General features: G+C 64.8%; 25 protein-coding genes. 18 read left to right on the forward strand and 7 right to left on the reverse strand.

The features are described from left to right. Nucleotides 1-5 precede the first annotated feature (5 nt). On the forward strand, nucleotides 6-926 hold the full coding sequence (locus tag FA85_RS12700) for a M14 family metallopeptidase (RefSeq protein WP_036116234.1): 921 nt from the start codon (nucleotides 6-8) through the stop codon (nucleotides 924-926). Here the strand turns inward: FA85_RS12700 and FA85_RS22745 are convergent. Beyond that, entirely contained in the window at nucleotides 811-1,290 is a 480-nt protein-coding gene (locus tag FA85_RS22745) for a carbohydrate porin (protein WP_428977048.1), read from the reverse strand. The genes FA85_RS12700 and FA85_RS22745 overlap by 116 nt on opposite strands. Before the next feature lie 301 nt (nucleotides 1,291-1,591). Here FA85_RS22745 and FA85_RS21910 point away from each other — a divergent pair, with 301 nt between their 5' ends. Both FA85_RS21910 and FA85_RS12710 read left to right on the forward strand, forming a co-directional pair. Further along, a complete protein-coding gene (locus FA85_RS21910; RefSeq protein ID WP_156108807.1) occupies nucleotides 1,592-2,155 on the forward strand; it encodes a DUF6932 family protein in 564 nt (187 codons plus the stop codon). Beyond that, nucleotides 2,148-2,789, forward strand: a complete 642-nt coding sequence (locus FA85_RS12710) for a hypothetical protein (RefSeq protein WP_036116232.1) — start codon at nucleotides 2,148-2,150, stop codon at nucleotides 2,787-2,789. The genes FA85_RS21910 and FA85_RS12710 overlap by 8 nt, the downstream gene beginning before the upstream one ends. A gap of 50 nt (nucleotides 2,790-2,839) precedes the next feature. Here the strand turns inward: FA85_RS12710 and FA85_RS12715 are convergent, their stop codons facing one another. Together FA85_RS12715 and FA85_RS12720 are read right to left on the reverse strand one after the other, a co-directional pair. Beyond that, complete coding sequence (locus tag FA85_RS12715) at nucleotides 2,840-3,955, reverse strand: alkene reductase (RefSeq protein WP_036116231.1); 1,116 nt, start codon at nucleotides 3,953-3,955, stop codon at nucleotides 2,840-2,842. Further along, nucleotides 3,952-4,464, reverse strand: coding sequence for a lactoylglutathione lyase family protein (locus tag FA85_RS12720; RefSeq protein ID WP_036116229.1), 513 nt, complete (start codon nucleotides 4,462-4,464; stop codon nucleotides 3,952-3,954). Before FA85_RS12720 ends, FA85_RS12715 begins: the two co-directional genes overlap by 4 nt. A gap of 113 nt (nucleotides 4,465-4,577) precedes the next feature. Here FA85_RS12720 and FA85_RS12725 point away from each other — a divergent pair, with 113 nt between their 5' ends. Beyond that, a complete protein-coding gene (locus tag FA85_RS12725) occupies nucleotides 4,578-6,764 on the forward strand; it encodes a penicillin acylase family protein (protein WP_036116228.1) in 2,187 nt (728 codons plus the stop codon). A gap of 60 nt (nucleotides 6,765-6,824) precedes the next feature. Further along, complete coding sequence (locus FA85_RS12730; protein ID WP_239739897.1) at nucleotides 6,825-8,135, forward strand: amidohydrolase family protein; 1,311 nt, start codon at nucleotides 6,825-6,827, stop codon at nucleotides 8,133-8,135. Here the strand turns inward: FA85_RS12730 and FA85_RS21915 are convergent. Both FA85_RS21915 and FA85_RS12735 read right to left on the reverse strand, forming a co-directional pair. After that, nucleotides 8,093-8,242 (reverse strand): hypothetical protein, encoded by a 150-nt coding sequence (locus FA85_RS21915; RefSeq protein WP_156110291.1) that lies wholly within the window; start codon nucleotides 8,240-8,242, stop codon nucleotides 8,093-8,095. The two genes, FA85_RS12730 and FA85_RS21915, sit on opposite strands and share 43 nt — an antisense overlap. A 46-nt stretch (nucleotides 8,243-8,288) precedes the next feature. After that, nucleotides 8,289-9,281 (reverse strand): oxidoreductase, encoded by a 993-nt coding sequence (locus FA85_RS12735; protein ID WP_036116225.1) that lies wholly within the window; start codon nucleotides 9,279-9,281, stop codon nucleotides 8,289-8,291. A 96-nt stretch (nucleotides 9,282-9,377) separates the two neighbouring features. On the opposite strand from FA85_RS12735, the gene FA85_RS12740 reads away from it, so the two are divergent. The 7 genes from FA85_RS12740 to FA85_RS12770 all read left to right on the forward strand — a co-directional run bounded on the left by FA85_RS12740 (nucleotide 9,378) and on the right by FA85_RS12770 (nucleotide 14,518). After that, nucleotides 9,378-10,304: an AraC family transcriptional regulator gene (locus tag FA85_RS12740; RefSeq protein ID WP_051944304.1), complete on the forward strand. Its 927-nt coding sequence runs from the start codon at nucleotides 9,378-9,380 to the stop codon at nucleotides 10,302-10,304. Nucleotides 10,305-10,398: 94 nt separating this feature from the next. Continuing rightward, on the forward strand, nucleotides 10,399-11,016 hold the full coding sequence (gmk, locus tag FA85_RS12745) for a guanylate kinase (protein WP_036116218.1): 618 nt from the start codon (nucleotides 10,399-10,401) through the stop codon (nucleotides 11,014-11,016). Further along, the gene (locus FA85_RS12750; RefSeq protein ID WP_036116217.1) at nucleotides 11,013-11,825 is read left to right on the forward strand and encodes an ABC transporter ATP-binding protein; all 813 of its coding nucleotides are present in this window, start codon (nucleotides 11,013-11,015) and stop codon (nucleotides 11,823-11,825) included. Before gmk ends, FA85_RS12750 begins: the two co-directional genes overlap by 4 nt. Next, nucleotides 11,822-12,589 (forward strand): lipid asymmetry maintenance ABC transporter permease subunit MlaE, encoded by a 768-nt coding sequence (gene mlaE / locus FA85_RS12755; protein WP_036116216.1) that lies wholly within the window; start codon nucleotides 11,822-11,824, stop codon nucleotides 12,587-12,589. Before FA85_RS12750 ends, mlaE begins: the two co-directional genes overlap by 4 nt. Nucleotides 12,590-12,647: 58 nt before the next feature. Continuing rightward, nucleotides 12,648-13,523: an outer membrane lipid asymmetry maintenance protein MlaD gene (gene mlaD, locus FA85_RS12760; RefSeq protein ID WP_036116215.1), complete on the forward strand. Its 876-nt coding sequence runs from the start codon at nucleotides 12,648-12,650 to the stop codon at nucleotides 13,521-13,523. 21 nt (nucleotides 13,524-13,544) lie between these two features. After that, nucleotides 13,545-14,225 carry an MlaC/ttg2D family ABC transporter substrate-binding protein gene (locus FA85_RS12765; RefSeq protein ID WP_036116214.1) on the forward strand — a complete coding sequence of 227 codons (681 nt, stop codon included), beginning with the start codon at nucleotides 13,545-13,547 and terminating at the stop codon, nucleotides 14,223-14,225. After that, on the forward strand, nucleotides 14,222-14,518 hold the full coding sequence (locus tag FA85_RS12770) for an STAS domain-containing protein (protein ID WP_036116213.1): 297 nt from the start codon (nucleotides 14,222-14,224) through the stop codon (nucleotides 14,516-14,518). Before FA85_RS12765 ends, FA85_RS12770 begins: the two co-directional genes overlap by 4 nt. Before the next feature lie 111 nt (nucleotides 14,519-14,629). On the opposite strand, the gene FA85_RS12775 is transcribed toward FA85_RS12770, so the two are convergent. Then, nucleotides 14,630-15,448 carry an MlaA family lipoprotein gene (locus FA85_RS12775; RefSeq protein WP_036116210.1) on the reverse strand — a complete coding sequence of 273 codons (819 nt, stop codon included), beginning with the start codon at nucleotides 15,446-15,448 and terminating at the stop codon, nucleotides 14,630-14,632. A gap of 185 nt (nucleotides 15,449-15,633) precedes the next feature. On the opposite strand from FA85_RS12775, the gene rpoZ reads away from it, so the two are divergent. The 5 genes from rpoZ to FA85_RS12800 all read left to right on the forward strand — a co-directional run bounded on the left by rpoZ (nucleotide 15,634) and on the right by FA85_RS12800 (nucleotide 23,519). Beyond that, entirely contained in the window at nucleotides 15,634-15,924 is a 291-nt protein-coding gene (rpoZ, locus tag FA85_RS12780) for a DNA-directed RNA polymerase subunit omega (protein ID WP_036116209.1), read from the forward strand. Between the two features lie 112 nt (nucleotides 15,925-16,036). Continuing rightward, nucleotides 16,037-18,223 (forward strand): RelA/SpoT family protein, encoded by a 2,187-nt coding sequence (locus tag FA85_RS12785; protein WP_051944027.1) that lies wholly within the window; start codon nucleotides 16,037-16,039, stop codon nucleotides 18,221-18,223. Nucleotides 18,224-18,353: 130 nt separating this feature from the next. Continuing rightward, nucleotides 18,354-18,737, forward strand: a complete 384-nt coding sequence (locus FA85_RS12790) for a RidA family protein (protein ID WP_036116206.1) — start codon at nucleotides 18,354-18,356, stop codon at nucleotides 18,735-18,737. Nucleotides 18,738-18,753: 16 nt separating this feature from the next. Continuing rightward, nucleotides 18,754-20,874 (forward strand): ATP-dependent DNA helicase RecG, encoded by a 2,121-nt coding sequence (recG, locus tag FA85_RS12795; RefSeq protein ID WP_036116205.1) that lies wholly within the window; start codon nucleotides 18,754-18,756, stop codon nucleotides 20,872-20,874. 47 nt (nucleotides 20,875-20,921) lie between these two features. Beyond that, entirely contained in the window at nucleotides 20,922-23,519 is a 2,598-nt protein-coding gene (locus FA85_RS12800) for a glycoside hydrolase family 31 protein (protein WP_081907597.1), read from the forward strand. An 8-nt stretch (nucleotides 23,520-23,527) separates the two neighbouring features. On the opposite strand, the gene FA85_RS12805 is transcribed toward FA85_RS12800, so the two are convergent. Next, nucleotides 23,528-24,520, reverse strand: coding sequence for a mitochondrial fission ELM1 family protein (locus FA85_RS12805; RefSeq protein WP_239708949.1), 993 nt, complete (start codon nucleotides 24,518-24,520; stop codon nucleotides 23,528-23,530). 98 nt (nucleotides 24,521-24,618) lie between these two features. Between FA85_RS12805 and FA85_RS12810 the strand changes: the two genes are divergently transcribed. Beyond that, nucleotides 24,619-25,212 carry a malonic semialdehyde reductase gene (locus FA85_RS12810; protein WP_036116204.1) on the forward strand — a complete coding sequence of 198 codons (594 nt, stop codon included), beginning with the start codon at nucleotides 24,619-24,621 and terminating at the stop codon, nucleotides 25,210-25,212. Nucleotides 25,213-25,231: the final 19 nt, after the last annotated feature.

Genomic DNA, 25,231 nt, shown 5'->3' on the forward strand with positions numbered 1-25,231 from the left:
CCACCATGAATACCCCTGCATACCCCGTCGGCACGCCCGGTCAGCCCTGGAACGCATGTGACGTTGCCGCCTGGCGCGCGCGTCAGGTGAAGACGCGCACCTATGCGGACGACGTCCTGCGTGCCATTGAGCCGCTGCGCGAACGTTTCGATGTGAGCGAATACGGCCGCCTCATGTATGCGGAAGGCGAATACCCGCTGCTGGCGATCCGTAGCCGTGGCTGGAACGACCAGCTTCCCGTTTTGCTCGTCACCGGTGGCGTACACGGATACGAGACCAGTGGCGTCGAAGGCGCGCTGCAGTTCGTGCGTGAGCATGGCGACGATTACGCCGGTCATGCCAACCTTCTGGTCGTGCCTTGCGTGAGCCCGTGGGCCTATGAGCGCATCCTGCGCTGGAACCCGGAAGCGATCGACCCCAACCGCAACTTCGTCGTCGACAGCCCGGCGGCGGAGTCGGCCGCGCTGGTCGAACTGCTGGCGCCGCTCGTCGATGCCGTGCTGGTGCACATCGATCTGCACGAGACCACCGACTCCGACGAGTCGGAATTCCGCCCGGCACTGGCCGCGCGCGATGGCGTCGATTACGAGCCGGGTGAGATCCCCGACGGGTTCTACCTCGTCGACGATTCAGGCAACCCGCAGCCGGCGTTCCAGAACGCCATCATCGAGGCGGTCGCCAAGGTCACCCATATCGCACCCGCCGATGCGCAGGGCGAAATCATCGGCTCGCCGGTCGTCGCACCGGGCGTGATCGAATACGACGTCAAAAAACTCGGGCTCTGCGCAGGCATCACCAACGCCCGCTATGTCACGACCACCGAGGTCTATCCGGACAGCCCGCGCGCGACGCCTCAGCAGTGCAACGATGCCCAGGTGGCGGCGGTGCGTGCGGCCTTCGACTACGCGCTGGCGCATCAGGCATGAAGCAATCGGCGCTCAGAAGGTCGCCATCAGCTGCGCGCCGATAGCCACCGCATCCGGCTCGTGCCGGCAGGCCGGGGAAGGGGCCCCGATACATCGCATCGAGCGAATACCAGCGGGTGATCCGGGCGCTATGGCGGTCGGCCCACATCCACTCGGCCGCCATGGTCAGCCCGCGGCGTGTGTCTCCTGGCTCGTGGAAAACCTTCTGAGACCCGATCGCGTAGAACCCGGATCGGCCGCTCACGCGTCCCGCTTGTCCTTCGCGCGCCACCCGCGACGTATCCAGATAGCCGCTGAGCTTAAGTTCATCCGCCTCGGGCCGACCGGGTGCGATGAAGTGGATGTCCAATTCCAGCGGCAGCATGGCCCCGGTCGATCGCCGAGCGTGATGTGCATCGAGCCCGACGCCCACGTCGTCAACTTGCCGAGGTCGAGGTAGCAGAGGTGCTGAAGCTGCTGGAGGTGCTACATTCTGCCGTGCCAAAGCGACAATTTACCGCTGCGTCGGCGTGCAAACACCTGCGAATCGGGCAAACCAGCGCTGTCCGCGCAGCAAGCTGGGCCGCCGGTCTGGGCAAAGCCTACTCACAGCATCGGCCGACGCTGGTCGTTCAGAACTTTACTCACACGCATGCTCAGCCGATCACTTCACGGACGGCGGGGCCATGATTCCGGCATTCGATTTCTCGGGCGTCCTTCCGCCCTATACAGGCAGCGCCCAGGCGATAGATGGGCGCTCTCCGTATCCGGTGAGCCTCCGTGAAGTTCACGAGCGACTGGCTACGTCTCCTGCCCGAAAAGAGCTATTCGACGGCCTTTTGCGCTATCGCGAAGCCCTCCGAGGCTTCGGCATCGTCGACGGTTTCCAGTGGCTCGACGGCAGCTTCGTCGAAGACGTCGAGCGAACCGAAAATCGTTGTCCGCGCGACATCGATGTCGTCACGTTCGCGCGTCGCCCGCGCCATCTCCGGCGAGACGAAGCCTGGTGGACGGCGATGGATGAGCGCGGCGACCTGTTCGCGGCGCATCGGACCAAGCTGATGTTCCGATGTGATGCCTATTGCATCGACCTCGATTCACGATCATTGTGGCTCATGCGCCAGATAACCTATTGGCACGGACTGTTCTCACACCGTCGTGAAAGCAATCGATGGAAGGGCATGCTTCAGGTCGATCTTGTCGATTCTGGTGAGCTCGCCTTAGCAACGAAAGGATTAAATAGTGAGTAACTTCTCAAACATAGAGTGGCTACGCGCCGACCTTGGAGCGGCACGCGACATGCTTCGGTCTGCTCGCGCCTATCGTGACCCGCTAGCCATCTTGCAATACAAATGCAGGATAGAGGCGATCGAGGCGGACCTCGAAGCGGCGCTCAACGAAAAAAGTGAGACCGCTACCGCGACAATTTTCTTCGGCGGCCGTCCGCTTGTCGGATCCAGAGGCGTGGATATTCTCTTCGCGAGTAAGGCTCTTGAGCTCTTCCAGCAGGTATTGCTTGCCCAGTGCGCAGGCGACCGTAGTGCTATGCGAGACAGCGCCCTGCTCATGGTGACGGGCTTTGACAGAAGCTCGATGAGCTTTCAGCTTGAGGAGGAGGCAGCGCCGGGAATGATGGCAACGGGGCTAGCGGACTCCCTCGATCAACTTAGCCAAACTCTTGCGCTGTGCGCTGGACCTGGGGATGAGTGGCGTGCGATGTTGGCTCGGGTCGACGAAGGGCTATACAGCATGCTTCAGGAATGGTTTGTCTTCCTCGATAGTGCCGATGCCTCCGTCAGAATCATTCAACGGATGCGCGATTGTGATCTCAGTCGCGAAGGCGTGGCACTCGCTCGCGAACGACTGAGCCACGCCTCACGGTAACAGGGTTGGCTCCCACCGGCTCTACCGGCCGCCACGGGTTACTTCGTGCGTTAGACCGCGTTTGTGGCCCCGTAGAACGGGTAGTCCGTATAACCCCGCGCATCGCCGCCGTAGTACGTCGCCTGGTCCGCCTTGGCCACCGGCCAGCCATGACGATAACGATCGACGAGGTCGGGATTGGCGATATACGGCGCGCCGAAGGCGGCCAGATCGATCAGCCCGCCCGCGATCATCGCGTTGGCCTTCGCGAGGTCGAGGCCGCCTGCAAGGATCAACGTTCCACCATAGGCGGCCCGGAATCTCGCGAGGAACCCAGTCGGCATGGCGGGTGCGCCACGGCTGGCCTGATCCATGATGTGGACGTACGCGATGTTGCGCTTGCCCAGTTCACGTGCCAGATAGAGGAAGGTCTCCTCTTCACCTTCGAAGTCGCCCAGGTCATGCAGGCGTCCGAACGGCGACAGTCGAATGCCCACCTTCGCGGCGCCGATGGCGGCGATGCACGCATCCACGACATCGAGTGCGAAGCGTGCGCGGTGTTCGACCGTGTCGCCGCCATAGGCATCGGTGCGGTCGTTGACGGCGCCGTTGATGAACTGCTCGACGAGGTAGCCGTTGGCGCCGTGGATTTCCACGCCGTCGAAGCCGGCGGCGACGGCGTTGGTCGCCGCGCGCGCGAAATCGGCGACCACGCGCGGCACTTCGTCGGTGCCAAGCGCGCGCGGCGTACTGGCGGCAACGAAAGCCGGGTTGCCGTCCGCGTCATAACCGAACGCCGAACAACCGGCGGCCGGACGGTTAGTGGAACTTACCGGTGCCGCACCGTTTTCCTGGAGCGAGGTGTGCGACATGCGTCCGACGTGCCAGATCTGCGTGAAGATGACGCCCCCGGGATCGTGCACCGCGTCGGTCACCTTGCGCCAGGCCGTCACCTGCTCGTCGTTCCACAGGCCCGGGCAGTCGACGAAGCCATTGCCTTCCCTCGAGATCGGCGTGCCTTCGGTGACGATCAGGCCGGCTCCCGAGCGCTGGCGGTAATAACGCACGGTATCGTCCGTGGGCACATAGCCCGGGGCGCGCGCACGCGTCATGGGTGCCATGACCGCGCGGTTCTTCAGCGGTACGCCCGAGAGGTCATAGGCGTCGAAGAGCGTCGTCGTGCTCATGCATCCGCTGCCTTGCCGTACGCACCCGCGGAATAGGTCAGCTCATAGCTGTGGCTGTAGATCTCGAGGATGTTGCCGAACGGGTCTTCCATGTAGACCATGCGATAGGGCTTCTCGCCGGGAAAATATTCGCGCACGGGCATGCGCTGCTTGCCGCCCGCGGCGACGATCTTCGCCGCCAGACCCTCGACGTCAGGATCCTGTACGCAGAAATGAAAGACGCTGGTCTTCCAGTATTCGAAGTTGTTGTCCGGGCGCTGCGCGTTACGGAACTGAAAGATCTCCACGCCCACGCGGTCGCCCGTGGACATATGCGCGATGCGGAACGAACCCCAGCCGACGCCGAATACGTCGGTGCACATCACGCCGATGGCGCTGTCGTCTTCATCGATCGTGGTCGGCGGCATGATGAGGTACCAGCCCATGACCTCGGTATAGAAGGTGACGGCGGCGTCCAGATCGGTGACGGAGAGGCCGATATGGGAAAAACTGCGTGGATAGGTCGACATGGCGCGCTTCCTCGATTTATATCCGTGTGAAGCTAGTAGCGCATCGCCATAATGGGAATGACTATCCCGTTATCATGTTGATTAGATATTCTTATGGTTGCCAAGGGGAATGCATGTCCGTACGTCGCCTCTCGTTGTGTCTGCCCCTGCTTCTGGCGCTGACGGCCGTATCGTCCGTCCAGGCCGCCGACCATGCGGTTCGCTGGAAACACGAGGCGGGCGCGGTCACCATCCAGCGCGATGACTGGGGCATCGCCCATGTGCATGGCAAGACCGATGCCGATGCCGTTTTCGGCATGGCGTATGCCCAGGCCGAGGACGACTTCAACCGCGTCGAGACCAACTATCTCGTCTCGCTCGGTCGACTGGCCGAAGCGGAAGGAGAGTCGGCCCTGTGGCAGGACCTGCGCCAGAAGCTCTTCGTCGACCCGAACGATCTCAACGCGCTCTATGCGCGCAGCCCCGACTGGCTCAAGTCGCTGATGAATGCCTGGGCGGACGGACTGAACGACTACCTGGCCACCCATCCGGACGTGCATCCGCGGGTCATCACGCATTTCGAACCCTGGATGGCGCTGAGCTTCAGCGAAGGCAGCATCGGCGGCGACATCGAGCGTGCGTCGACGAAGGGCTTGCAGGCCTTCTATGGCAACGACCCGGAAGGCGCCCTGGCACAGTTCACCCCACCCTCCAGCTGGTGGGAGCCCACGGGCTCCAATGGCATCGCCATCGCGCCGAAACTGACGGCGAACGGACATGCCTTGCTGCTGATCAATCCGCATACCTCGTTTTTCTTCCGCTCCGAGTTGCAGATGTCCAGCGACGAGGGTCTCGACGCCTATGGCGCGGTGACCTGGGGGCAGTTCTTCATCTATCAGGGCTTTAACAAGCACATCGGCTGGATGCATACGTCGACCGGTGCCGACGTGGTGGATGAATTCGCCGAGACCATCGTGCAAAGGGACGGCAAGCCCTTCTACCGCTACGGTAGTGAGCTTCGTCCGGTCACGTCGCGCGACGTCGTCGTGCCGTATCGCATGGCGGATGGCTCGCGCGCCGCGCGTACCTTCACGGTGTACGCCACGCACCACGGCCCCATCGTGCGTGCCGAGGGCGATAAGTGGATTGCGCTTGCGCTGATGAACAAGCCGCTCGAAGCGCTGCAGCAGAGTTGGCTTCGCACCAAGGCCAACGATTACGCCGCGTATATGAAAGTCGCGGACTTCAAGGCCAATTCGTCGAACAACACGATCTACGCAGACGATAAGGGCCACATCGCGTACCTGCATCCGCAGTTCATCCCGAACCGTGACAACCGCTTCGATTATTCGAAGCCGGTCGACGGCAGCGATCCGGCGACGGACTGGAAGAGCCTGTTGCCGCTCGACAAGGCGCCACATCTGCTCGACCCGCCGACGGGCTGGATCTTCAACACCAACGACTGGCCGTATTCAGCAGCGGGCCCCGACAGTCCGAAGCAGGCCGACTTTCCGCGCTACATGGACGCGGTTGGCGAGAATCCGCGTGGCCTGCATGCGACGCGCGTGCTGACGGGACGTCACGATTTCACCCAGGCGTCGTTGATCGACGCGGCGTTCGACCCGTATCTCACGGCGTTCGCCCGGCAGCTGCCGATCCTTATCGCCGATTATGACGCATTGCCGTCGAGCGATCCGCGTAAGAAGGCCCTGGCCGGGCCGATCGGCCTCCTGCGTAGCTGGGACTATCGCTGGGGCGTCACGTCGATGCCGACGTCACTGGCGGTGTTCTGGGGCGACATCCTCTGGGACAAGGCGAGCAAACTGGACTCCGAAGAGGGGCTCAGCGTTTACGACAGGATGGCGGAAAAGGCGGGGCCCGACGTGAGGCTCGCCGCGCTGTCCGAAGCGGTCGATCGTCTGCAGAAGGACTTCGGTAGCTGGGGCGTACCCTGGGGCGAGATCAACCGCTATCAGCGCGTTGACGGCGCGATCAAGCAGGACTTCGACGACGGCAAACCGAGCATCCCGGTGCCATTCACCTCGTCGCGCTGGGGATCTCTCGCCTCCTTCGGCGCGCATCGCTGGCCGGGTGCGAAACGCTATTACGGAACCAGCGGCAATAGCTTTGTCGCCGTGGTCGAGTTCGGTGACAAAGTGAGCGCCCGCGCGATCACGGCGGGCGGTGAGAGCGGTGATCCTGGGTCGAAGCACTTCAATGACGAGGCCGAGCGTTACACCACGGGCAACCTGCGTAAGGTGTATTTCTGGCCCGAGGATCTGCAAGGCCACATCGAGCGCACCTATCATCCTGGCGAGTAACCGATTCACATGGGGATATCTATGGCACGGTCTGTGGGGTTGCGAGCAGGGCTCGCGTGTGTGATCGGTTTGCTGCTCGCCACCAGTGCGGTGGCGCAGGAAATAGCGTCAGCGCAAGCCGCCCCGCAATCAACGTGGCTGCTCAAGGCTGACCGCGTCTTTGACGCCCGCAGCGAGAAGACTCATTCGGGTTGGGTCGTGCTGGTGCAGGGCGAGCGCATCCTGGCGGTGGGCGCGCCCAGCGACGTCACCGTTCCCGCCGGCACACAGACCATCGATCTGCCCGGGACGACGCTCTTGCCTGGACTCATCGACGCGCATTCGCACATCTTCCTGCACCCGTACAACGAGACCTCCTGGAACGACCAGGTACTCAAGGAAACCTTGCCCTTCCGCACGATCGAAGCTGTGCAGCACGCGCGCGACACCTTGATGGCCGGCTTCACGGCGCTACGAGACCTCGGCACCGAAGGCGCCGGCTACGCCGATGTCGACGTGCAGCACGCGATCGATAAGGGCGTTATCCCGGGCCCCCATCTGTATGTGGCCACGCGAGCCACGATCGCCGCGCACTGCTACGGCCCGGGCCCGCTGGGCTTCCGCGACGACATGGACCTGCCGCAGGGCGCGATTCCGGTCAGCGGCACGGCGCAGATGCTCGATGCCGTGCGCGACCAGGCCGCCCACGGAGCGGACTGGATCAAGCTCTACGCGGACTATCACTGCGGCAAGGCGAAGGGCTCGATGCCGACGTTCACCGAAGAAGAGCTGAAGGCCGCCGTGGATGCCGCTCACGCCATGGGCCTGCCCGTTGCCGTCCACTCGACCACAGCCGAAGGCATGCGTCGTTCCGTCATGGCGGGCGTCGACACGATCGAGCACGGCTACGAAGGCACGCCCGAAGTCTTCGCGCTGATGAAGAAGCACGGTGTCGCCTTCATGCCGACGCTCGAGGCCAGCGCCGCGACGTCGGAATATTTCGGTGGCTGGAAGCCGGGCCGCCCGCCGACGGAATCGATGCAGAGGGCGGCGAGGGCATTCAAGCTGGCGATGGATGCGGGTGTGACGATAGGTAACGGCAGCGACGTGGGTGTCTTCACCCATGGGCAGAACTACAAGGAACTGGATTGGATGGTGCGCGACGGTATGTCACCTGCGAAGGCATTGCTGGCCGCCACCGCTATCGACGCGAACGTGCTGCGTCAGCAGGATCGCATCGGTCAGCTCAAGCCCGGTCTGGACGCCGACATCATCGCGGTACAAGGTGACCCGACGACGGATATCGGCGCGCTGGCGAACGTGGCGTTCGTCATGAAGGGCGGGGTGGTTTACAAGCGCTCGGGAATGCCGGTGGCGATCTCATCGAGGTAATGCGCGTAGTGCGAGAGGGTCTCGTCGTTGCGTACGTAATAACCGGGCGACCAGTTATGGCGGCTCACGTCGTCCCTCTCGTGCACATACACGGTGTCGAACTGCAATTGACAGTTGCGCCGGATACTTTCACCGGCGCAACTGAATGCCCTGTCAGTACGCGGGAAATCTCACGTTCGTCTGCGTTTCGCTGAGTGTCCACAGTCGTTCGGCGGCTTCAACATCGACCGCCCAGGGACGCACGCCAACCGCCTGGAAGCCCAGGGCGAGTTCGTCATCGACGGGCGGCATGACGGGCGACACATTGACGTCCTCGCAGTAGACGCCACCCATGCCGTCGAGTTGCGGACTCGTCGCGCACCACACGCTGGTCGCCGCGCCCTGCGCCACATTTTTCATGCCACGCGCAAGGTCCACGACCGGCCGGCCTTCCTCGTCGATGGCGCCACGGGCGCGGAGATCGTCTTCGCTCATGTAGCGCGCAAGATCGGTGACGATTGCCCCCGGATGCACCGAGAAGGCGCGGACGCCATGTGCTTTACCACGGGCGTCGAGTGCAACCGCAAATAGTGCGTTGGCGGTCTTTGACTGACCGTAGGCGATCCACGGATCGTACGCGCGGCGCTCGAAGTGCGGGTCGTCGAGATCGATGCCCGCGAGTCGATGGCCGCGAGACGACAGTGACACCACGCGCGCACCGCCTGCCGCTGCGAGTGCGGGCCATAGCCGCATGGCGAGCTGGAAATGACCGAGGTGATTGGTCGCGAACTGGCGTTCGTAGCCACGCGTATCCCTTTCCAGTGGACAGGCCATGACGCCGGCGCTGTCGATGAGGATATGCAGCGGTTCGCCTCGTGCGACGAAGCGAGCGGCGAAAGCGTCGATGGACGCCGGATCGGCCAGGTCCATGGGTTCGATGACGATGTCCAGGCCGTCCAGTGCCTTTCGTGCTTTGGCGAGGTCCCGTGCGGGGACGATAACGCGGGCGCCGGCGGCACGGAGGGCCCGGCTGGTCTCGGTGCCTATGCCGGAGTAGCCGCCGGTGACGATGGCGGTCTTGCCGGCGAGGTCGATGCCGGCCAGCACGTCGTCGGCGGTGGAGGCGGCGGTAAATCCAGTAGCTATGGGGCTCTGCGGGGTCGACATAGGATGGGATCCTGTGGGGTCTCCCAGCAAAGATAGGGGTACGAAGTCGAACGATGAATGCTTGAAAATCCCTCATGCATGCTCAATCGTTCGGGAATGAACGACGATCCCATTTCCCAGGTCCTTCGGTTGGCCGACGTCGAATCCGTGATGTCGGGCGGATTCTCCGCCAGCGGCGCGTGGGCGGTCCGTTTTCCACCGCCGGACCGCATCAAGTTCTTCGCCGCCGTCCACGGCGCCTGCTGGCTGCGCATGGATGGCGAAGAGGCCGCGCTGCGGATGGAGGAGGGCGATGTCGTCCTCCTGACGGCGGCACGAGGCTTCATCATGGCCAGCGATCCGGATCAGCCGCCGATCGAGGCGTCATCCCTCTTCGCCGGCATGACGCGCCCTGAGATCCGGGCGCTGGGCGGGAGTCCCCGCGAGGACGGCCAGGACGTGACTCTGCATCTCGGTGGCCATGTGCGGATCAATCCCGCTTACGCGTCTATGCTCAACGAGGCGTTCCCGCCCCTGATCCACGTCCGCGGCGAATCCGATGAGGCCCAGGTCATGCGCTGGGTGCTCGATCGTCTGGTCGAGGAATGCGACGTAGACCGCCCGGGCTCAGGGATGGTAACGACGCAGCTGGCCTATCTGCTGTTCGTCCACGTGTTGCGTTCTCATCTGGACAAGGGCGGCGAATTGCCCGCGGGCTGGCTGCGCGCCGCCGCGGATCCTCGCCTTGGGCCTGTGTTGAAGATGATGCACGGCGAGCCGGGCCGCGCCTGGCGCCTCGACCAGCTGGCCCGGGCCGCCGCCATGTCCCGAACCGTCTTCGCGACGCAGTTCAAGGCCGTAGCGGGGGTGGCGCCGCTCGCTTACCTCACCCGCTGGCGGATGCGTCTGGCTGAGCACGCGCTACGTCGTGGCGGCGTGCCGGTCGCGGCGCTGGCACGCGATCTGGGCTACGCCTCCGAAAGCGCTTTCAGCCACGCGTTCAAGCGCGTGGTCGGTATCTCGCCGAGCCGGTACGGGGGCTGAAGTGCCCGCGAAAGCCGGGTACGTGCAGAATTTCGCTACAATTGCGTTTTGCCCGGCAGGGAATGTCCATGAACCCCCTACGAGAAGCCCGCGGATGATCGAAGGCACCCTGTTCGTGGTGGCCGCGCCTTCGGGTGCGGGTAAATCCACGCTGGTCAACGCGCTGCTCGAGCGCGAGCCGGATATCTCCCTGTCGATTTCGCACACGACGCGTCCGCCGCGCGTGGGTGAGCAGTACGGCCGCCATTATTTCTTCGTGGAGCGTCCGGACTTCGAGAACGAGATCGCCGAGGGCATCTTCCTCGAGCACGCCGAAGTCCATGGCAACCTCTACGGCACCTCGCGCACCGTGGTCGAGGAGAAGCTGAAGGTCGGCTCTGACGTCCTGCTCGAGATCGATTGGCAGGGCGCGCGTCAGGTGCGTAAGGGCAAGCCCGATTGCGTGTCAGTTTTCATCCTTCCTCCGTCCCGCACGGAACTCGAACGCCGCCTGCGCGGTCGAGGTTCGGACGCGCCCGAGGTGATTGAACGCCGCCTGTTCAACTCGCGCGAGGAGATCGCTCATGCGCACGAGTTCGACTACATCATCGTCAACGATCGCTTCGAGGACGCCCTGGCGGACCTTCAGGCGATCGTCCGCGCCGTCCGCCAGCGCACGCCCATGTCGGCGCGCCGCCACGAAACGCTGATCGAGGAGCTGCTGGCCCCATGACCGACGACGCCATCGTCCGCATTCGCGGACTGACGACCGTACTCAACGGTAAGACGATTTTCGATTCCCTGGATCTCGATATTCCGCGTGGCAAGGTCACCGCCATCATGGGGCCCAGCGGTACCGGCAAGACCACCCTGCTCAAACACATCACCGGGCAGATGCGTGGCGATGCCGGTACGGTCGAGGTCGATGGCAACAACGTTCCCTCGTTGTCGCGCGAGAAGCTGTTCGAGCTGCGCGAACGCATCGGTTATCTATTCCAGAATTCCGCGCTGCTCACGGACTTCGACGTCTTCGAGAACGTGGCTTTTCCGCTGCGCCAGCACACGAAGCTGCCCGAGGAACTCATCCGCAACATCGTGCTGAACAAGCTCGAGGCGGTGGGCCTGCGCGGTGCGGCGAAGCTCGAGCCGACGGAGCTATCCGGCGGCATGGCCCGTCGCGTGGCGCTGGCCCGGGCCATCGTGTTCGATCCGGCGCTGATCCTCTACGACGAGCCCTTCGTCGGCCTCGATCCGATCGCGCTGAATCAGGTGCTGCTGCTGATTCGCACGCTCAACCAGACGCTCGGTATCACCAGCGTGCTCGTCGCGCACGAGCTCGCCGCCGTGCAGAAGGTGGCCGACCACGTCTACCTGATCGCCAACGGCAAGGTCGTGGCGCAGGGTGATCCCGCCAGTCTGGCCACCGATGGCTCGCCGTGGACGGCGCAGTTCTTCGGCGGTGAGATCGACGGTCCCGTTCCTTTCCAGTATCCCGCGGGCGATTACGCCACCGCGCTCGGTTTCCCCGGAGGCAAGGCATGACCACCCGGGACGACAATGTCGTCATCCGCAGCCTCGCGCAGATCGGCGCGTGTGGCCTGTTCCTCATCAATATCCTCGGTGCGGTGCCGCGCAGCTTCCGCTACTTCAGTGAGACGCTGCGGCAGATCTGGTTCGTCGGCGCGATGAGCCTGACGATCGTGATGACCTGCGGTCTGTTCGTCGGCATGGTGCTCGGCCTGCAGCTGTACGACGTGCTGTCGATCTTCGGAGGCACCTCGGCCACGGGTACGGTCGTCGCCATCGCGATCTACCGCGAGCTCGGTCCCGTCGTCACCGCGTTGCTCTTCGCCGGTCGCGCCGGCACCTCGGTGACCGCCGAGATCGGCCTGATGCGCGCGACCGATCAGCTCGACGCCATGGAAATGATGGCGGTGGATCCGGTCGCCTATGTGGTGGCGCCGCGTTTCCTCGCCGGCGTGGTCGCGCTGCCGCTGCTGGCCGTCGTGTTCTGCGCCATGGGTGTGTTCGGCGGCCATCTGGTCGGCGTGACCTGGCTGGGCATCGACAACGGCACCTTCTGGTCGAACATGACCGCGTCGGTCGACGTCCACAAGGACATCATCGACGGGGTCCTGCTCAAATCGTTTGCCTTCGGCATCGTGGTCTCGCTGATCGCGGTGTTCCAGGGCTACACCACGCCGCCCACCAGCGAGGGCGTCGCATACGCGACGACGCGCACGGTGGTCGCTTCGTCCATCGCCATCCTGGCGCTGGACTTCGTCCTCACCTCGTTCCTGATCTGAGGCACCGGAGACCCGCCATGACTCTTCTTTTCCCTATCTCCCATTCGAGGATCGTGCCGTGAGCCAGAGACCTTCCTATGCCGTCGGCACCGGCCTGTTCATCGTGCTCGGTTTCGCCGCGCTGGCCTACCTCGCCACGCAGACCACGTCGGTGGCCAATTCGCATCGCGGTTCCGCCTATGAGGTGACCACGCGCTTCGTCAATGTCGGACAGCTCAAGGTCCGCGCCCCGGTGAAGGTTGCCGGCGTGCGTGTCGGCTCGGTCGACGCGATCGACCTGGTTCCGGGCAAGGAAGAGGCGAAGGTGACCCTGTCGATCGACGACAGCCACAAGGACATTCCCGATGACTCCGTGGCCACGATCTACACCAGCGGCCTGCTCGGCGACCAGTACGTCGGCCTGCAGTTCGGCCAGTCGAAGACGCCGGTCAAGGCGGGCGGTGAGCTCGCCTTCACCCGTCCGGCTCAGCAGCTGGAAGAGATGATCGGCAAGTTCTTCGGCGGCGGCAGCGCCCCCGACCGTCTGGGTGGCACCTTCCACGTGACGGGCAACTTCACCAACATCGGCGGCCTGCAGCCCGGTGCCGCGGTCAAGCTGGCCGGTGTGCCGATCGGCAGCGTCGAATCGGTGGTGGTCAAGCCCGGTTCGTCGGAAGCGACCGTGACCCTTGCGATCGACAAGCGTTACTCCCAGATACCTGACGACTCGGCCGCCGCGGTGTTCACAAGCGGTTTGATCGGTAGCCAGTATGTTGCGATCCAGCCCGGCGGCTCGCCGGAATACCTGGCTGACGGCGATGAGCTGGTGCTCACGCAGTCGGCGCTGCAGCTGGAAGATCTGATCGGCAAGTTCCTCGTGAACGGTTCGCCGAGCGACAACAAGAACGGTTCCGCCCCGGGCGGCAACCAACCCGACAACGCCGGCAAGAAGTAAGGCCGGCTCAGGAGATATCGCATGCTGCGTCAGATTTCCCTCGCCATTGCCCTTGCCATCGGTACGGTCGTGGCCGCCCCCGTGCTCGCCCAGGATGCCGCTCCGGCGTCGGCCGGCCAGCAGCAGGGTCCCCAGCAGGTCGTCCAGACCATTTCCGACGACCTGGCTAAGGCCATCGAAGGGCACCAGGCCGAGCTCAAGAACGATAAGGAAAAGCTGATCGCCGTCATCGACGACACCTTCCTGCCGCATTTCGATATCGATTACGCGTCCATCCTGGTGCTGGGTCAGCACGCCAAGGAAGCCTCGCCGCAGCAGCGCGAGCGTTTCGCCAAGGCGTTCTACAACTCGATCACCCACCGTTACGCCGAGGGCCTGCTCAACTACACGCGTGGCCGGGTCAAGGTGCTGCCGTTCAACGGCGACCTGAACAAGTCGCGCACCCTGGTCCAGACCCAGGTCGTGCTCGACGACGGCAAGACCGTCTCGGTCAACTACGTGTTCCGCCAGAGCAAGACCACCGGCGACTGGAAGGCCTACGACGTTGTCATCGAAGGCATCTCGTACATCACCAACTATCGCAATCAGGTGGATGCCGAGATCAAGAAGGAAGGTCTCGACAAGCTGACCGCCGACCTGGAGCAGAAGGGTGCCGGCGCGATCGAGGAAATGAAGCAGGACACGGGCGGCGCGAACAAGTGAGCGACACGTCGTTCTCGCTGACGACCCCGGCGCCGGACACCCTCGCGGTGTCCGGTGATCTTACGTTCGCCACGGCCGCCGACGCCCTCCACTCGGCCCGCGCCGAGCTGGACCGCGGCAAGCAGACAGTGCTGGATCTCGGCGGCCTGTCGCACGCCGACAGCGCCGGGCTGGCCACGGTGCTGGCGTTGCTGGCGCATGCGCGGGCCCAGCGCAGGGCCATCAAGGTCGCTCGTGTCCCCGAGGGGCTGCAGGCGCTGGCGCGGGTGTCGGGCGTCGACGAGTTGTTGTGATGTCGTGGTTATGTCGAGCTGAGACAGGCCCTTCGGGGCCTTTTTCGTAGCTGGGCGCGCCCGATCCATAAGGGTCCAGGCAAAAAAAAAGGGCCCGAGGGGCCCTTTTCATCAGTTGGGCTGCTGCCCGTTCTGGTTTTCCCACTTGTGCTGTTCATCCAGGAGCTTCTCGGGATCGAAGTCCTTGTCCTGGTCGAGGCCCTGCAGCTGTTCGATCGCTTCCGCCGGCGGGTTGCCGTCGTAGATCTGGCTCAGGCGCTGCTGGCGGTAAGCGTCGCGCAGGAACACGTAGGGATCGTAGGCCGAGGCCAGGAAGCTTTCCGCGTCGATGGCGCGGGCGCGCAGGGTAATGAGATAGAGCACCGACGGGGCGTAGTACTGGCCGGCCTTGAAGTCGTGGTTACGCGACAGGTAGCTCAGCGGATCGAAGAAGTAGCTGTCGACCGGCAGACGCCAGATGTCGCGCACCGTGCTTGGACCGACGAACGGCACGACCAGGTAGTCGCCCTCGGGGACGCCCCAGCGGGCCAGGGTCACGCCGAAATCGCTGTCGTACAGCGGCATGCCGAGCATGCTGGCCGGATCCTTGAAGCCCAGGAAGCCGATGGTCAGGTTGACCACGAAGCGGCCGGTCGTAATGACCGCCTGCTTCGGACGAGCCTGGAGCAGCTGGTTGCCGATGGTGATCGGCAGCCGGATGTTCGTATAGAAGTCGCTGACGGCCGTCCGCACCGGCGGGGTGGTGATCTTACGATAGCCGACAGCGACCGGCCGGATGATGGCCTTGTCCAGCTTGTCGTTGAAGGCGTAGACCTTCCGGTTGAACTTTTCGTTCGGATCGTCGTTTCGCGGCGGGGCGATGTGGCACGCGGCCAACAGCGCCAGCGCGGCCAGGCCGACGGCGTTACGGACGATCCGGGGGAGGTTCATGGGGCGCATCGGAGTGACTTTGGGGGTGGGGCGATAGGATAGTGTACCGCCTGGTTTTATTATTTGCACTAATGCCCGTCCGTCCTGGTCAGAACCGCACATGATACCCCTCACCTCATTGCCAGCCAACGGGGCTGACCGCTAAACTGCACAGTCAGAAGTGTCTTTATTGTCAAGGATTTGAAATGGCCCGTATTACTGTCGAAGACTGCCTCGAGGTAGTCGACAACCGCTTTGAGCTCGTGCTCATGGCGACCAAGCGCGCCCGCCAGCTGTCCAAGGGTGCCGAACCCACGCTCGATCCGGGCAACGACAAGCCGACCGTGCTCGCCCTGCGCGAAATCGCCGATCGTCGCGTCAACGACGAAATGATCGACGAGATCGACCGCGCCGCCCGCGAGCGCGCCGAGCGCGAAGCCCTCGAGTGGGCCGCCACGGAAGTGGACGACGACCTCTCGAAGGGTGGGGATGATTGATGATGCCGGGTCGCTGTCGGCCCAGCACTCATCTGAACGTTGCGCACGTTGACGCGCGGCTGCTGACGCCGCGCGCGGGAGGCTGCACCGGCTGACGGTGTAAGGTTCTCCCATGGAAGTCATTCCCGCCAAAAAACTGACCGACGTGGTCGATGATGGCCCGGTGCCTCCCTATGTGCAGGCGCTGGAAGAGCGCGTGGGCGCTTACCTGCCGCACGACCAGGTCATGCGCATCCGCCGCGCGTTTCTCATCGGCGCCGCCGCGCACGAGGGCCAGACGCGAAAGTCGGGTGAGCCGTACATCACGCACCCTGTGGCCGTGGCCCACGTCCTGGCGGAGCTGGGTCTCGACGCCGAGACCATCATCGCCGCGATCCTGCACGACACCCTCGAAGACACCCGGCTTGCCCGCGAAGAGCTCGCCGGCGAATTCGGCGAGACCGTGGCGGAGCTGGTCGACGGCGTCACCAAGCTCGACAAGATGCGCTTTTCCAGTCGCCAGGAAGCCGATGCGGAAAGCTTCCGCAAGATGCTCCTGGCCATGGCGCGCGACCTGCGGGTCATCCTGATCAAGCTGTCCGACCGCCTGCACAACATGCGTACGCTGGGCGCCAAGGACGCGACCTCGCGCCGTCGTATCGCGCGCGAAACGCTCGAGATCTACGCGCCGATCGCCCAACGCCTCGGCATGAACAAGTTCAAGGCCGAACTGCAGGACCTCGGCTTCAAGGCGCTCTACCCGGATCGCCACCGCATCATCGGCGAGCGCATCCGCGCCGCACTCGGTAACCGTCGCGAAGCGATGGCCAAGATCGAGATGGCCCTCGAAGGTCGGCTTGCCGCCGAGAAGATTCCCGGTCGTGCGGTCAGCCGGATCAAGTCGGCATGGAGCATCTATTCCAAGATGCGCGGCGACCACAAGTCGTTTGCGCAGCTGATGGACGTCTACGGCTTCCGCGTCATCACCGACAACGCCATGCACTGCTACATGGCGCTGGGCGCCGTGCATGGGCTGTACAAGCCGGTCGACGGTCGCTTCAAGGACTTCATCGCCATTCCCAAAGGCAACGGCTACCAGTCGTTGCACACCGTGCTGCTCGGGCCCTTCGGGGCGCCGATCGAGATCCAGATCCGTACTTCGGAGATGGAGTCGGTCGCGGAGCGCGGCGTGGCGGCCCACTGGGCATACAAGTCCGATTCCGGTCCCGCCAACAGTGCCCAGGCGCGTGCACGTGAGTGGCTGTCCGCGCTGGCGGACAGCCAGGCCAACACCCCCTCAGCTTCCGAGTTCCTGGAAAACGTCAAGATCGACCTGTTCCCGGACGAGGTCTACCTGTTTACCCCGCGCGGCGAGATTTTCTCGCTGCCGCGAAACGCGACTGCGCTGGATTTCGCTTACGCCGTGCATACGGATGTGGGCGACCACGCCGTCGCGGCGCGTGTGGACAAGAAACTCGTGCCGCTGCGCACGCGCCTGATTTCCGGCCAGCAGGTCGAGATCATCACGGCGCCGTCGGCGGTGCCCAACCCTGCATGGCTGGAAGCGGTGGTCACGGGCAAGGCGCGCACCGCCATTCGTCAGTACCTCAAGCATCTGCAGCATGAGGATGCCGTGGACTTCGGTCACCGCATGCTGGATCGCGCGCTCGACGCGCGCGGCATGAGCCTCGACTCGGTGCCGGCCGCTACGCTGGATCGCTTCCTCGAAGACGCCAAGCTCAAACGCCTGGAAGAACTCCTGTCCGAGATCGCGCTGGGTAACCGGTTTGCCGACCAGGTCGCCACGCAGCTGGTCGCTCTGCTCGGACCGGGCAAGGGCGAGCCGTCGGCGTCGTCGGAGCAGCAGCACAGCGCGGAGAAGATCCGCATCAGCGGCGCCGAGCGCGGCGTGCTCAGCTTCGGCAATTGCTGTCATCCGTTGCCGGGCGACGAAATCATCGGATTCCTTTCCTCGGGCAAGGGTATCGTCGTGCACCGGGTGGAATGCCCGAACGTGCCGGAGTTCCGCAAGACGCCCGAGCGCATCGTGGCCATCGAGTGGGATCGCGACGTGTCGGGCGACTACCGTGCCGAGCTGCGCATCGAGGTGCTCAACCGTCCCGGCGTCCTCGCCACGGTGGCCGCGGCCATCGCCGACGCCAGCTCGAACATCGAGAACGTCGAATACATCGAGCGCGATAGCACGGCCGCCACGCTGCTCTTCGCCATCGAGGTCAAGGGACGCAAGCATCTTGCCGACGTCATGCGCCGGGTCAGGCGCACGGGTGTAGTCAGCGGCGTATACCGCCACCCCCTGTAGGAGCGCGCCCTGCGCGCGATGGGTTCACCGTGGGTGAGCTTTCGCACGGGGCGTGCTCCTGTACGTCGCTTCAGGTAGCTAGCGTGGCGCGGCGTAGATAGACTGCTGTGAATTCATCGAGGATGTATCCATGACCCGCAGCACCATCGCCACCGATAAGGCTCCGTCGGCCATCGGCCCATACTCGCAGGCCGTGCGCGCCGGCAACACGGTGTATTTCTCAGGGCAGATTCCGCTCGACCCGGCCACCGGCAATCTCGTCGAGGGCGACATCACCGTGCAGACGCGTCGCGTCTTCGACAACCTGGTCGCGGTGGCGGAAGCCGCGGGCGGCAAGCTGGCCGACATCGTCCGTGTGGGCATCTACGTCACCGATCTGGGCGACTTCGCCGCGGTGAACGCCGTGATGGCCGAATATTTCCAGCAGCCGTACCCGGCGCGCTCGACCATCCAGGTCTCGGCACTGCCCAAGGCGGCAACGGTCGAAGTCGACGCGATCCTCGTCCTGCCGTAAGGGCGCCGTCATTCCCGTGGCCCGTCGCGCAACGCCGATCACCGCTGCCGTTCCGGTGGCGGACCCCGGGCGTGCGCCGCTGACATCGCTCGGCGGCGTCGGGCCGGCGCTTGCCGAGACCTTGCGCAAGCTCGGCCTTCGCGAAGTGCAGGACCTCTGGTTCCATCTGCCTTTGCGTTACGAGGACCGCACCACGGTCGTGCCGATCGCCGATCTGCGCCCGGGCGATCGCGCCCAGGTCGAGGGTGTCGTCGAGCATGTCGAGCGCGGCTTTCGCTTTCGTCCGCAACTGAAGGTGATTATCGGCGACGACTCCGGTCGTCCGTTGTTGCTGCGCTTCTTCCACTTTCGCAAGTCGCAGGTCGATCAGCTGCCGAAGGGCGCGCGCCTGCTGTGCTTCGGTGAAGTGCGCCAGGGCCCGCAAGGGCTGGAGATCGTCCATCCGCAGTACCAGCGCATCGAGACCGACGAACCCGTCCTCATGGACGAGCGGCTGACCCCGGTGTATCCGACGACGGAAGGACTCGGGCCGCGTCGCCTCGCCAGCGTCATCGCCCGTGCGCTGGCGCACCTGCCGACCGACGATCGTCTGGAACTGATCCCCGAGGATATCGGCCGGCCGGCGGGGCTGACGTCGCTGCGCGACGCGCTGTCCTACGTGCATCGCCCCCCCACGGATGTCGATCTGCGGCAGCTGGAGGAAGGGCGGCATCCGGCGCAACAGCGGCTCGCCTTCGAGGAGTTGCTGACCCAGCACCTGACGTTGCGCCGCATGCGTGCGGCGGTGAAAGAACGCAAGGCGCCCGCGCTGAAAAGCGCGGGCACACTGAAGGATCGTCTGCTCGCCGCGCTTCCGTTCGCGCTGACCGGTGCGCAGACGCGCGTGTCGAAGGAAGTCGCGCGCGACCTGTCGCGTGCCCATCCCATGCTGCGACTCGTGCAGGGCGATGTCGGCAGCGGCAAGACGGTCGTTGCCGCGCTGGCCGCGGTCGCCGCCGTCGAGAGCGGTTACCAGGTCGCCCTGATGGCGCCGACCGAACTGCTTGCCGAGCAGCATCTTCGTAACTTCCGTGCATGGCTCGAGCCCCTCGGTCTCGAAGTGGAATGGATGGCCGGCAAGGTGCAGGGCAAGGCGCGCAAGAGCGCGCTGTCACGCGCGGCGGAGGGCCACGCCCATGTCGTGGTCGGCACGCACGCACTCATGCAGGAAGGCGTCGCGTTCAGGAAACTCGGCCTGGTGATCGTCGACGAGCAGCACCGCTTCGGTGTGCATCAGCGGCTCGCTCTGCGCGACAAGGGCGCCGAGGGCTCGCTCATTCCGCACCAGCTCGTACTTACCGCCACACCGATCCCGCGTACGCTGGCGATGAGCGCGTACGCCGATCTCGACGTGTCGTCCATCGACGAACTGCCACCCGGACGCACGCCGGTGCAGACCGTCGCGATCTCGAACGAGCGTCGCTACGAGGTCATGGAGCGCATCCATGCGGCCTGCATGCAGGGCAGGCAGGTCTACTGGGTCTGCACGTTGATCGAAGAGTCCGAGCAGCTGAACGCGCAAGCCGCCGAGGTGGCGCACGCGGAGCTGACGACCGGCCTTCCCGATCTGGCCGTGGGCCTGATTCATGGACGCATGAAGCCGAAGGAGAAACAGGCGGTGATGGATGCGTTCAAGGCCGGCGAACTTGCCGTGCTGGTCGCCACCACCGTCATCGAGGTGGGCGTCGACGTGCCCAACGCCAGCCTCATGGTCATCGAGAACAGTGAGCGCCTCGGTCTCGCCCAGCTGCATCAGCTGCGCGGGCGCGTGGGTCGTGGCGCCATCGCATCCAATTGCGTGCTGCTCTATCAGACACCGCTGTCGCGTCTGGCGAAAGAGCGACTACAGGTGATGCGTGAGACCAACGACGGGTTTCGCATCGCCGAAAAGGATCTGGAACTGCGTGGCCCCGGTGAAGTACTGGGCACGCGTCAGACGGGCCAGCTGCAGTTCCGCATAGCCGACCTCACCCGTGACGGTCATCTCATGCCCGAAGTGCAGCGGGTCGCCGAAGCCATGATGAAAGATCATCCCGCGCGTTGTGAGAGGCTCATCGCACGCTGGGTCGGCGACGCGGCGCGTTACGTCGACGCCTGACGGACTCATGCTAGAGTCGGAGCTTCCTTTAAGGGGAGGCAGGGTGCATGAGAGTGATCCGGGCTGCCGTCGCGTTCGCGACGTTTGTTGTCGCCGTCGCATCGTCATCGGCGCACGCCGATCCCGTCACCAGCGGCGAGGCTCGCTTCACGGTCCTGACGCCCCGCGTCATTCGCATGGAATATTCGTCCTCGAAACAGTTCGAGGACGCGCCTTCGCTGGTCTTCGCGACACGCGGTAACGCAGGCGACGTTCCCGCGAAGGTCTCCCATGAAAAGGGCTGGCTCGTCATTCGCACCGACTTGCTGACGCTGCGCTACAAAGAGGGTTCCGGCCCGTTCGGTGCCGACAACCTGACGGTCGAATCGAAGCAGCTCAAGCCGGCCATCGCCTGGCACCCCGGCCTGAAGGAAACACGAAATCTCGGCGGTACGGCGCGCACGCTCGATCAGGTCGATGGCGACCGTCATGCGTCCGACAACACGCCGCTGGATCTCGGCGACGGCTTGCTCTCACGCGACGGCTGGCACGTCGTCGACGACACGGGAAGCTTCGTCTTTGGCGATGAGAAGCTGCCGTGGGTGCACCGTCGCGCCTGCCAGGCATGCACCGACTGGACGTTCTTCGGCTACGGCCACGACTACGTCGCCGCGCTGGGTGATTTCACGAAAATCGCCGGCCGCGAGCCGTTGCCGCCGCGCTATGCCTTTGGTTACTGGTGGTCGCGTTACTGGAATTACAGTGACAGCGAGATCCGCGACGTGGCGGCGGACTTCGCGCGCTACGGCATTCCGATGGATGTTCTCGTGATCGATATGGACTGGCACACGACGCCAGGTCTCGCATCGGGTTCGGACAAACGGGACATTGCGGGCCAGACGCCGGGCTGGACGGGCTTCTCCTGGAACCGAAGCCTGTTTCCCGACCCGCAACGGCTGCTCCGCTGGCTTGGCGACCAGGGCCTGAGGATCACGCTGAACCTGCACCCCGCCTCGGGCATGCTTCCCCACGAGGATGCGTACGGCCGATTCATGGATGCGATGAAGGCCGACCGCACCCATCCGCTGCCTTTCGAAGCCGCGGACGCGAGCTACATGTCGGCACTCTTCAGCACGGTGCTCGATCCCCTGCAGGCGATGGGCGTGAGCTTCTGGTGGCTGGACTGGCAGCAATGGCGCGAATCGAAAGCCATGCCGGGACTGAGCAACACCTGGTGGCTCAACCATGTGTTCTTCACCCACATGCAGCAGACCAGTGACAAGCGTGCGCTGATCTATCACCGCTGGGGCGGACTGGGAAACCACCGCTACCAGATCGGCTTCTCGGGCGACTCGATCATCTCGTGGGGTTCGCTGGCGTTCCAGCCGCGCTTCACGTCGACCGCGTCCAACGTGCTTTATGGCTACTGGAGCCATGACCTCGGCGGTCACACCTTCCGCGACGAAAGCGATCCGAAGGCGCGCCGGGTCGATCCGGAACTCTACGTGCGCTGGATGCAGTTCGGTGCGTACAGCCCGATCATGCGCACACACACCACGAAGAACCCGAACCTGCGCAAGGAGCCCTGGCGGTTCGCGCCTGCGGAATTCGACGCCTTGCGCGACACGGTGCTGACACGTTACCGCTTGCTGCCGTACACCTACACGATGGGTCGGAAGGCGTTCGACACGGGCGTGTCGCTGGTCAGGCCGCTGTACTACGCGTGGCCGGAAGACGACCGGTCCTACGCGAGCGGCGCCGAATACATGTTCGGCGACGACCTGCTGGTGGATCCGGTAACGGCCGCCGCGGGCAGCGACGGTTTCGCCAGCCAGGAGACCTGGTTGCCGAGAGGCGACTGGTTCGACACGACCCGCGGTCGCTCGTTGCATGGTGAGCGTGCGCTCGCGGGCCGTTACCGACTCGATGAGGTACCGGTCTTTGCGCGTGCCGGCGCCATCGTGCCGACCAATACGAATACGACGGTGAGCGTGTCCCACGACACGGGTGCGCGGACCTTGCTCGTCTACCCGGGCGGCAATCAGTCGGCCACGCTGTACGAAGACGCGGGCGACGACGAAGCCTACCGGGGCACGGCGTTCGCTCGCACGGCTCTGGCGACCGAGCGGACGAAGCAGGGCGTACGCCTGAAAATCGCGGCGCGCGACGGCACGTATCCCGGCATGCCGACGTCACGGACGTGGTCCGTGGCCTTCGTCGCCGTCGCGATGCCATCGAAGGTGACGGTGGACGGCGTGGCGCTTCCGCGGGCGGATGACGACAAGCCCGGCACCTGGCGGCTCACCGGACGCGACCTGACGCTGCATGTGACGCTGCCGGAGCACGACTTCGCCCATCCGCAGGTGGTCGACGTGACGTGGCCCACCGATGCACCCGATGTCGACGGTCTGGTCGGACAGATGCGCGATGTGCGCGATGCGGTGGCCTGGCTGAAGGGGCACTGGGAGGACTTCGGCGGTATCCCCGACGAGCTTTCGGCGGCGGCGCAGGCGGACCTGCTGATCGACTACCATCCCGACCGGTTCAGGGACGAAGTGGCGGCCTTCCGCAACCGGGTAGCGAAGCTCGACGCGATACTCGCCGCCGCGCCGATGTCGGACGAGCTGAAGGCAGGGTTCCGGGCGCGGCTGAAACCCAGGCCGTAGGACGGGGACTATCGGGCCGGGGATGCAGGCAGTCCGAGGTGCTTGCGTACCTCGTCCGCGATTGTCGCCGTCTCCCGCAGCGGTGCCTGCCGCTCCGGTGTCACCGCATCGATGTCATGCAGCCGTCCCGCCGCTCGCAGCTCTGCATGAAACCGCCCCAGCTTCGCATCCAGCGGCGCCGTCACGACGGTATGCACCGGCGCCCCGGTGGCGCAGGCCTCGCACAACATATTGACCGAGTCGGGTGTGACCACGAGACGGTCGGCCCACGCCAGGATGCCGGGATACGGATTGGGGCCGTCGGCGCTGCCCGTCCAGATCACGCCCGGCCAGTCGGCGAAGGCGTCGCGAAGCACCGGCAGGAGCGCAGGCGGCGTGCGTCGCGAGGCGGCGACCATGACCGAGCCGCCATCCGTCGCAAGTCGCCGGCGAACGGCGGAGACGAAGGCATCGGCCGCCTTGCCGTCGAGCGGCGCGCCACGCCGGTCGCCGCCGACCAGCACCCCCAGACGCGGGCCGGGTAGGTCGGCCAGGCCGGCAAACGCCTCGCGCCCGTCGGCGAGCCAGGCGTCATCGATGGGATGCAGCGACCCGATCGGACGGAGCACGTTGTCGCCGGTCAGCTCATCGTGCTTCGGCGCGATCACCAGGTCCCAGTGTCGCGGATCCAGCCGGGGATCGAGCAACTGCACCGACAGCGTGCGGCCTGCCGACCAGCGGCGGATCTGCCGCGTCGCCCAGGCGGCCGTGCGTCCGCAGCCGATGACCAGCGAGGGCCATGGCGGCAGCAGGTTCTGGTTGGCACGCCCAAGCGCCAGACGCGCGCCCGGCAGCAGGCGCGGGGCCGCCCACGACCAGGGGGCGCGCAGATCGATGGTGATCTCGCGGATCGACGGCGTGAGAGCTTCGGCCAGTGCCAGCGCCTGGCGGCGATTGCCGGCCGCGCCGTCGGTCACGACCCAGCACAGGTCACGATCGGTGATTGTTGTCGAATTCGGCACAGTTCGTTCCTTGTCCGACCGGTCCACACAGGGCGTCGCGACGCTTACACTGTCGGGATGCCGGGCCTCCGGCGTTCCATCACTGTACAAGGATATCCATGAGCGCTCCGTTGTCCGATGCATCGCTTGACCAGCTCTTCCTCACCGCCCGCACCTACAACGCCTGGCTGCCGAAGGAAGTGACCGACGAGCAGATCCACCGGTTGTACGAGCTGGCGAAGTTCGGCCCCACCGCCGCCAACTCCTCGCCGATGCGCGTCATCTTCATCAAGTCGCAGGACGCCAAGGCGCGTCTGAAGCCGTACCTGGCCGAGAACAACGCCGAGAAGACCATGTCGGCTCCGGTTACGGCCATCGTCGCGACCGACTTCGCGTTCTACGAGCACCTGCCCAAGCTGTTCCCGCATGCGGACGCACGCAGCTGGTTCGTCGGCAACGAAGACCTGATCCAGTCCTCCGGCTCGCGCAACGGTTCGCTGCAGGGCGCCTACCTGATCATGGCGGCCCGCGCGCTGGGGCTCGACTGCGGTCCGATGTCCGGATTCGATCAGGCGGGCGTGGATGCCGAGTTCTTCGCCGGCAGCCAGGTCAAGTCCAATTTTCTCATCAACATCGGTTACGGCGATCCGGACAAGAACCTGTTCGGCCGCCTGCCGCGTCTGGACTTCGACGAAGCCGCCCAGATCGCCTGACCTCTTTCCCGCGGTGACC

This window comes from Luteibacter mycovicinus, from assembly GCF_000745235.1.
GTDB classification, from domain to species: Bacteria; Pseudomonadota; Gammaproteobacteria; order Xanthomonadales; family Rhodanobacteraceae; genus Luteibacter; species Luteibacter mycovicinus.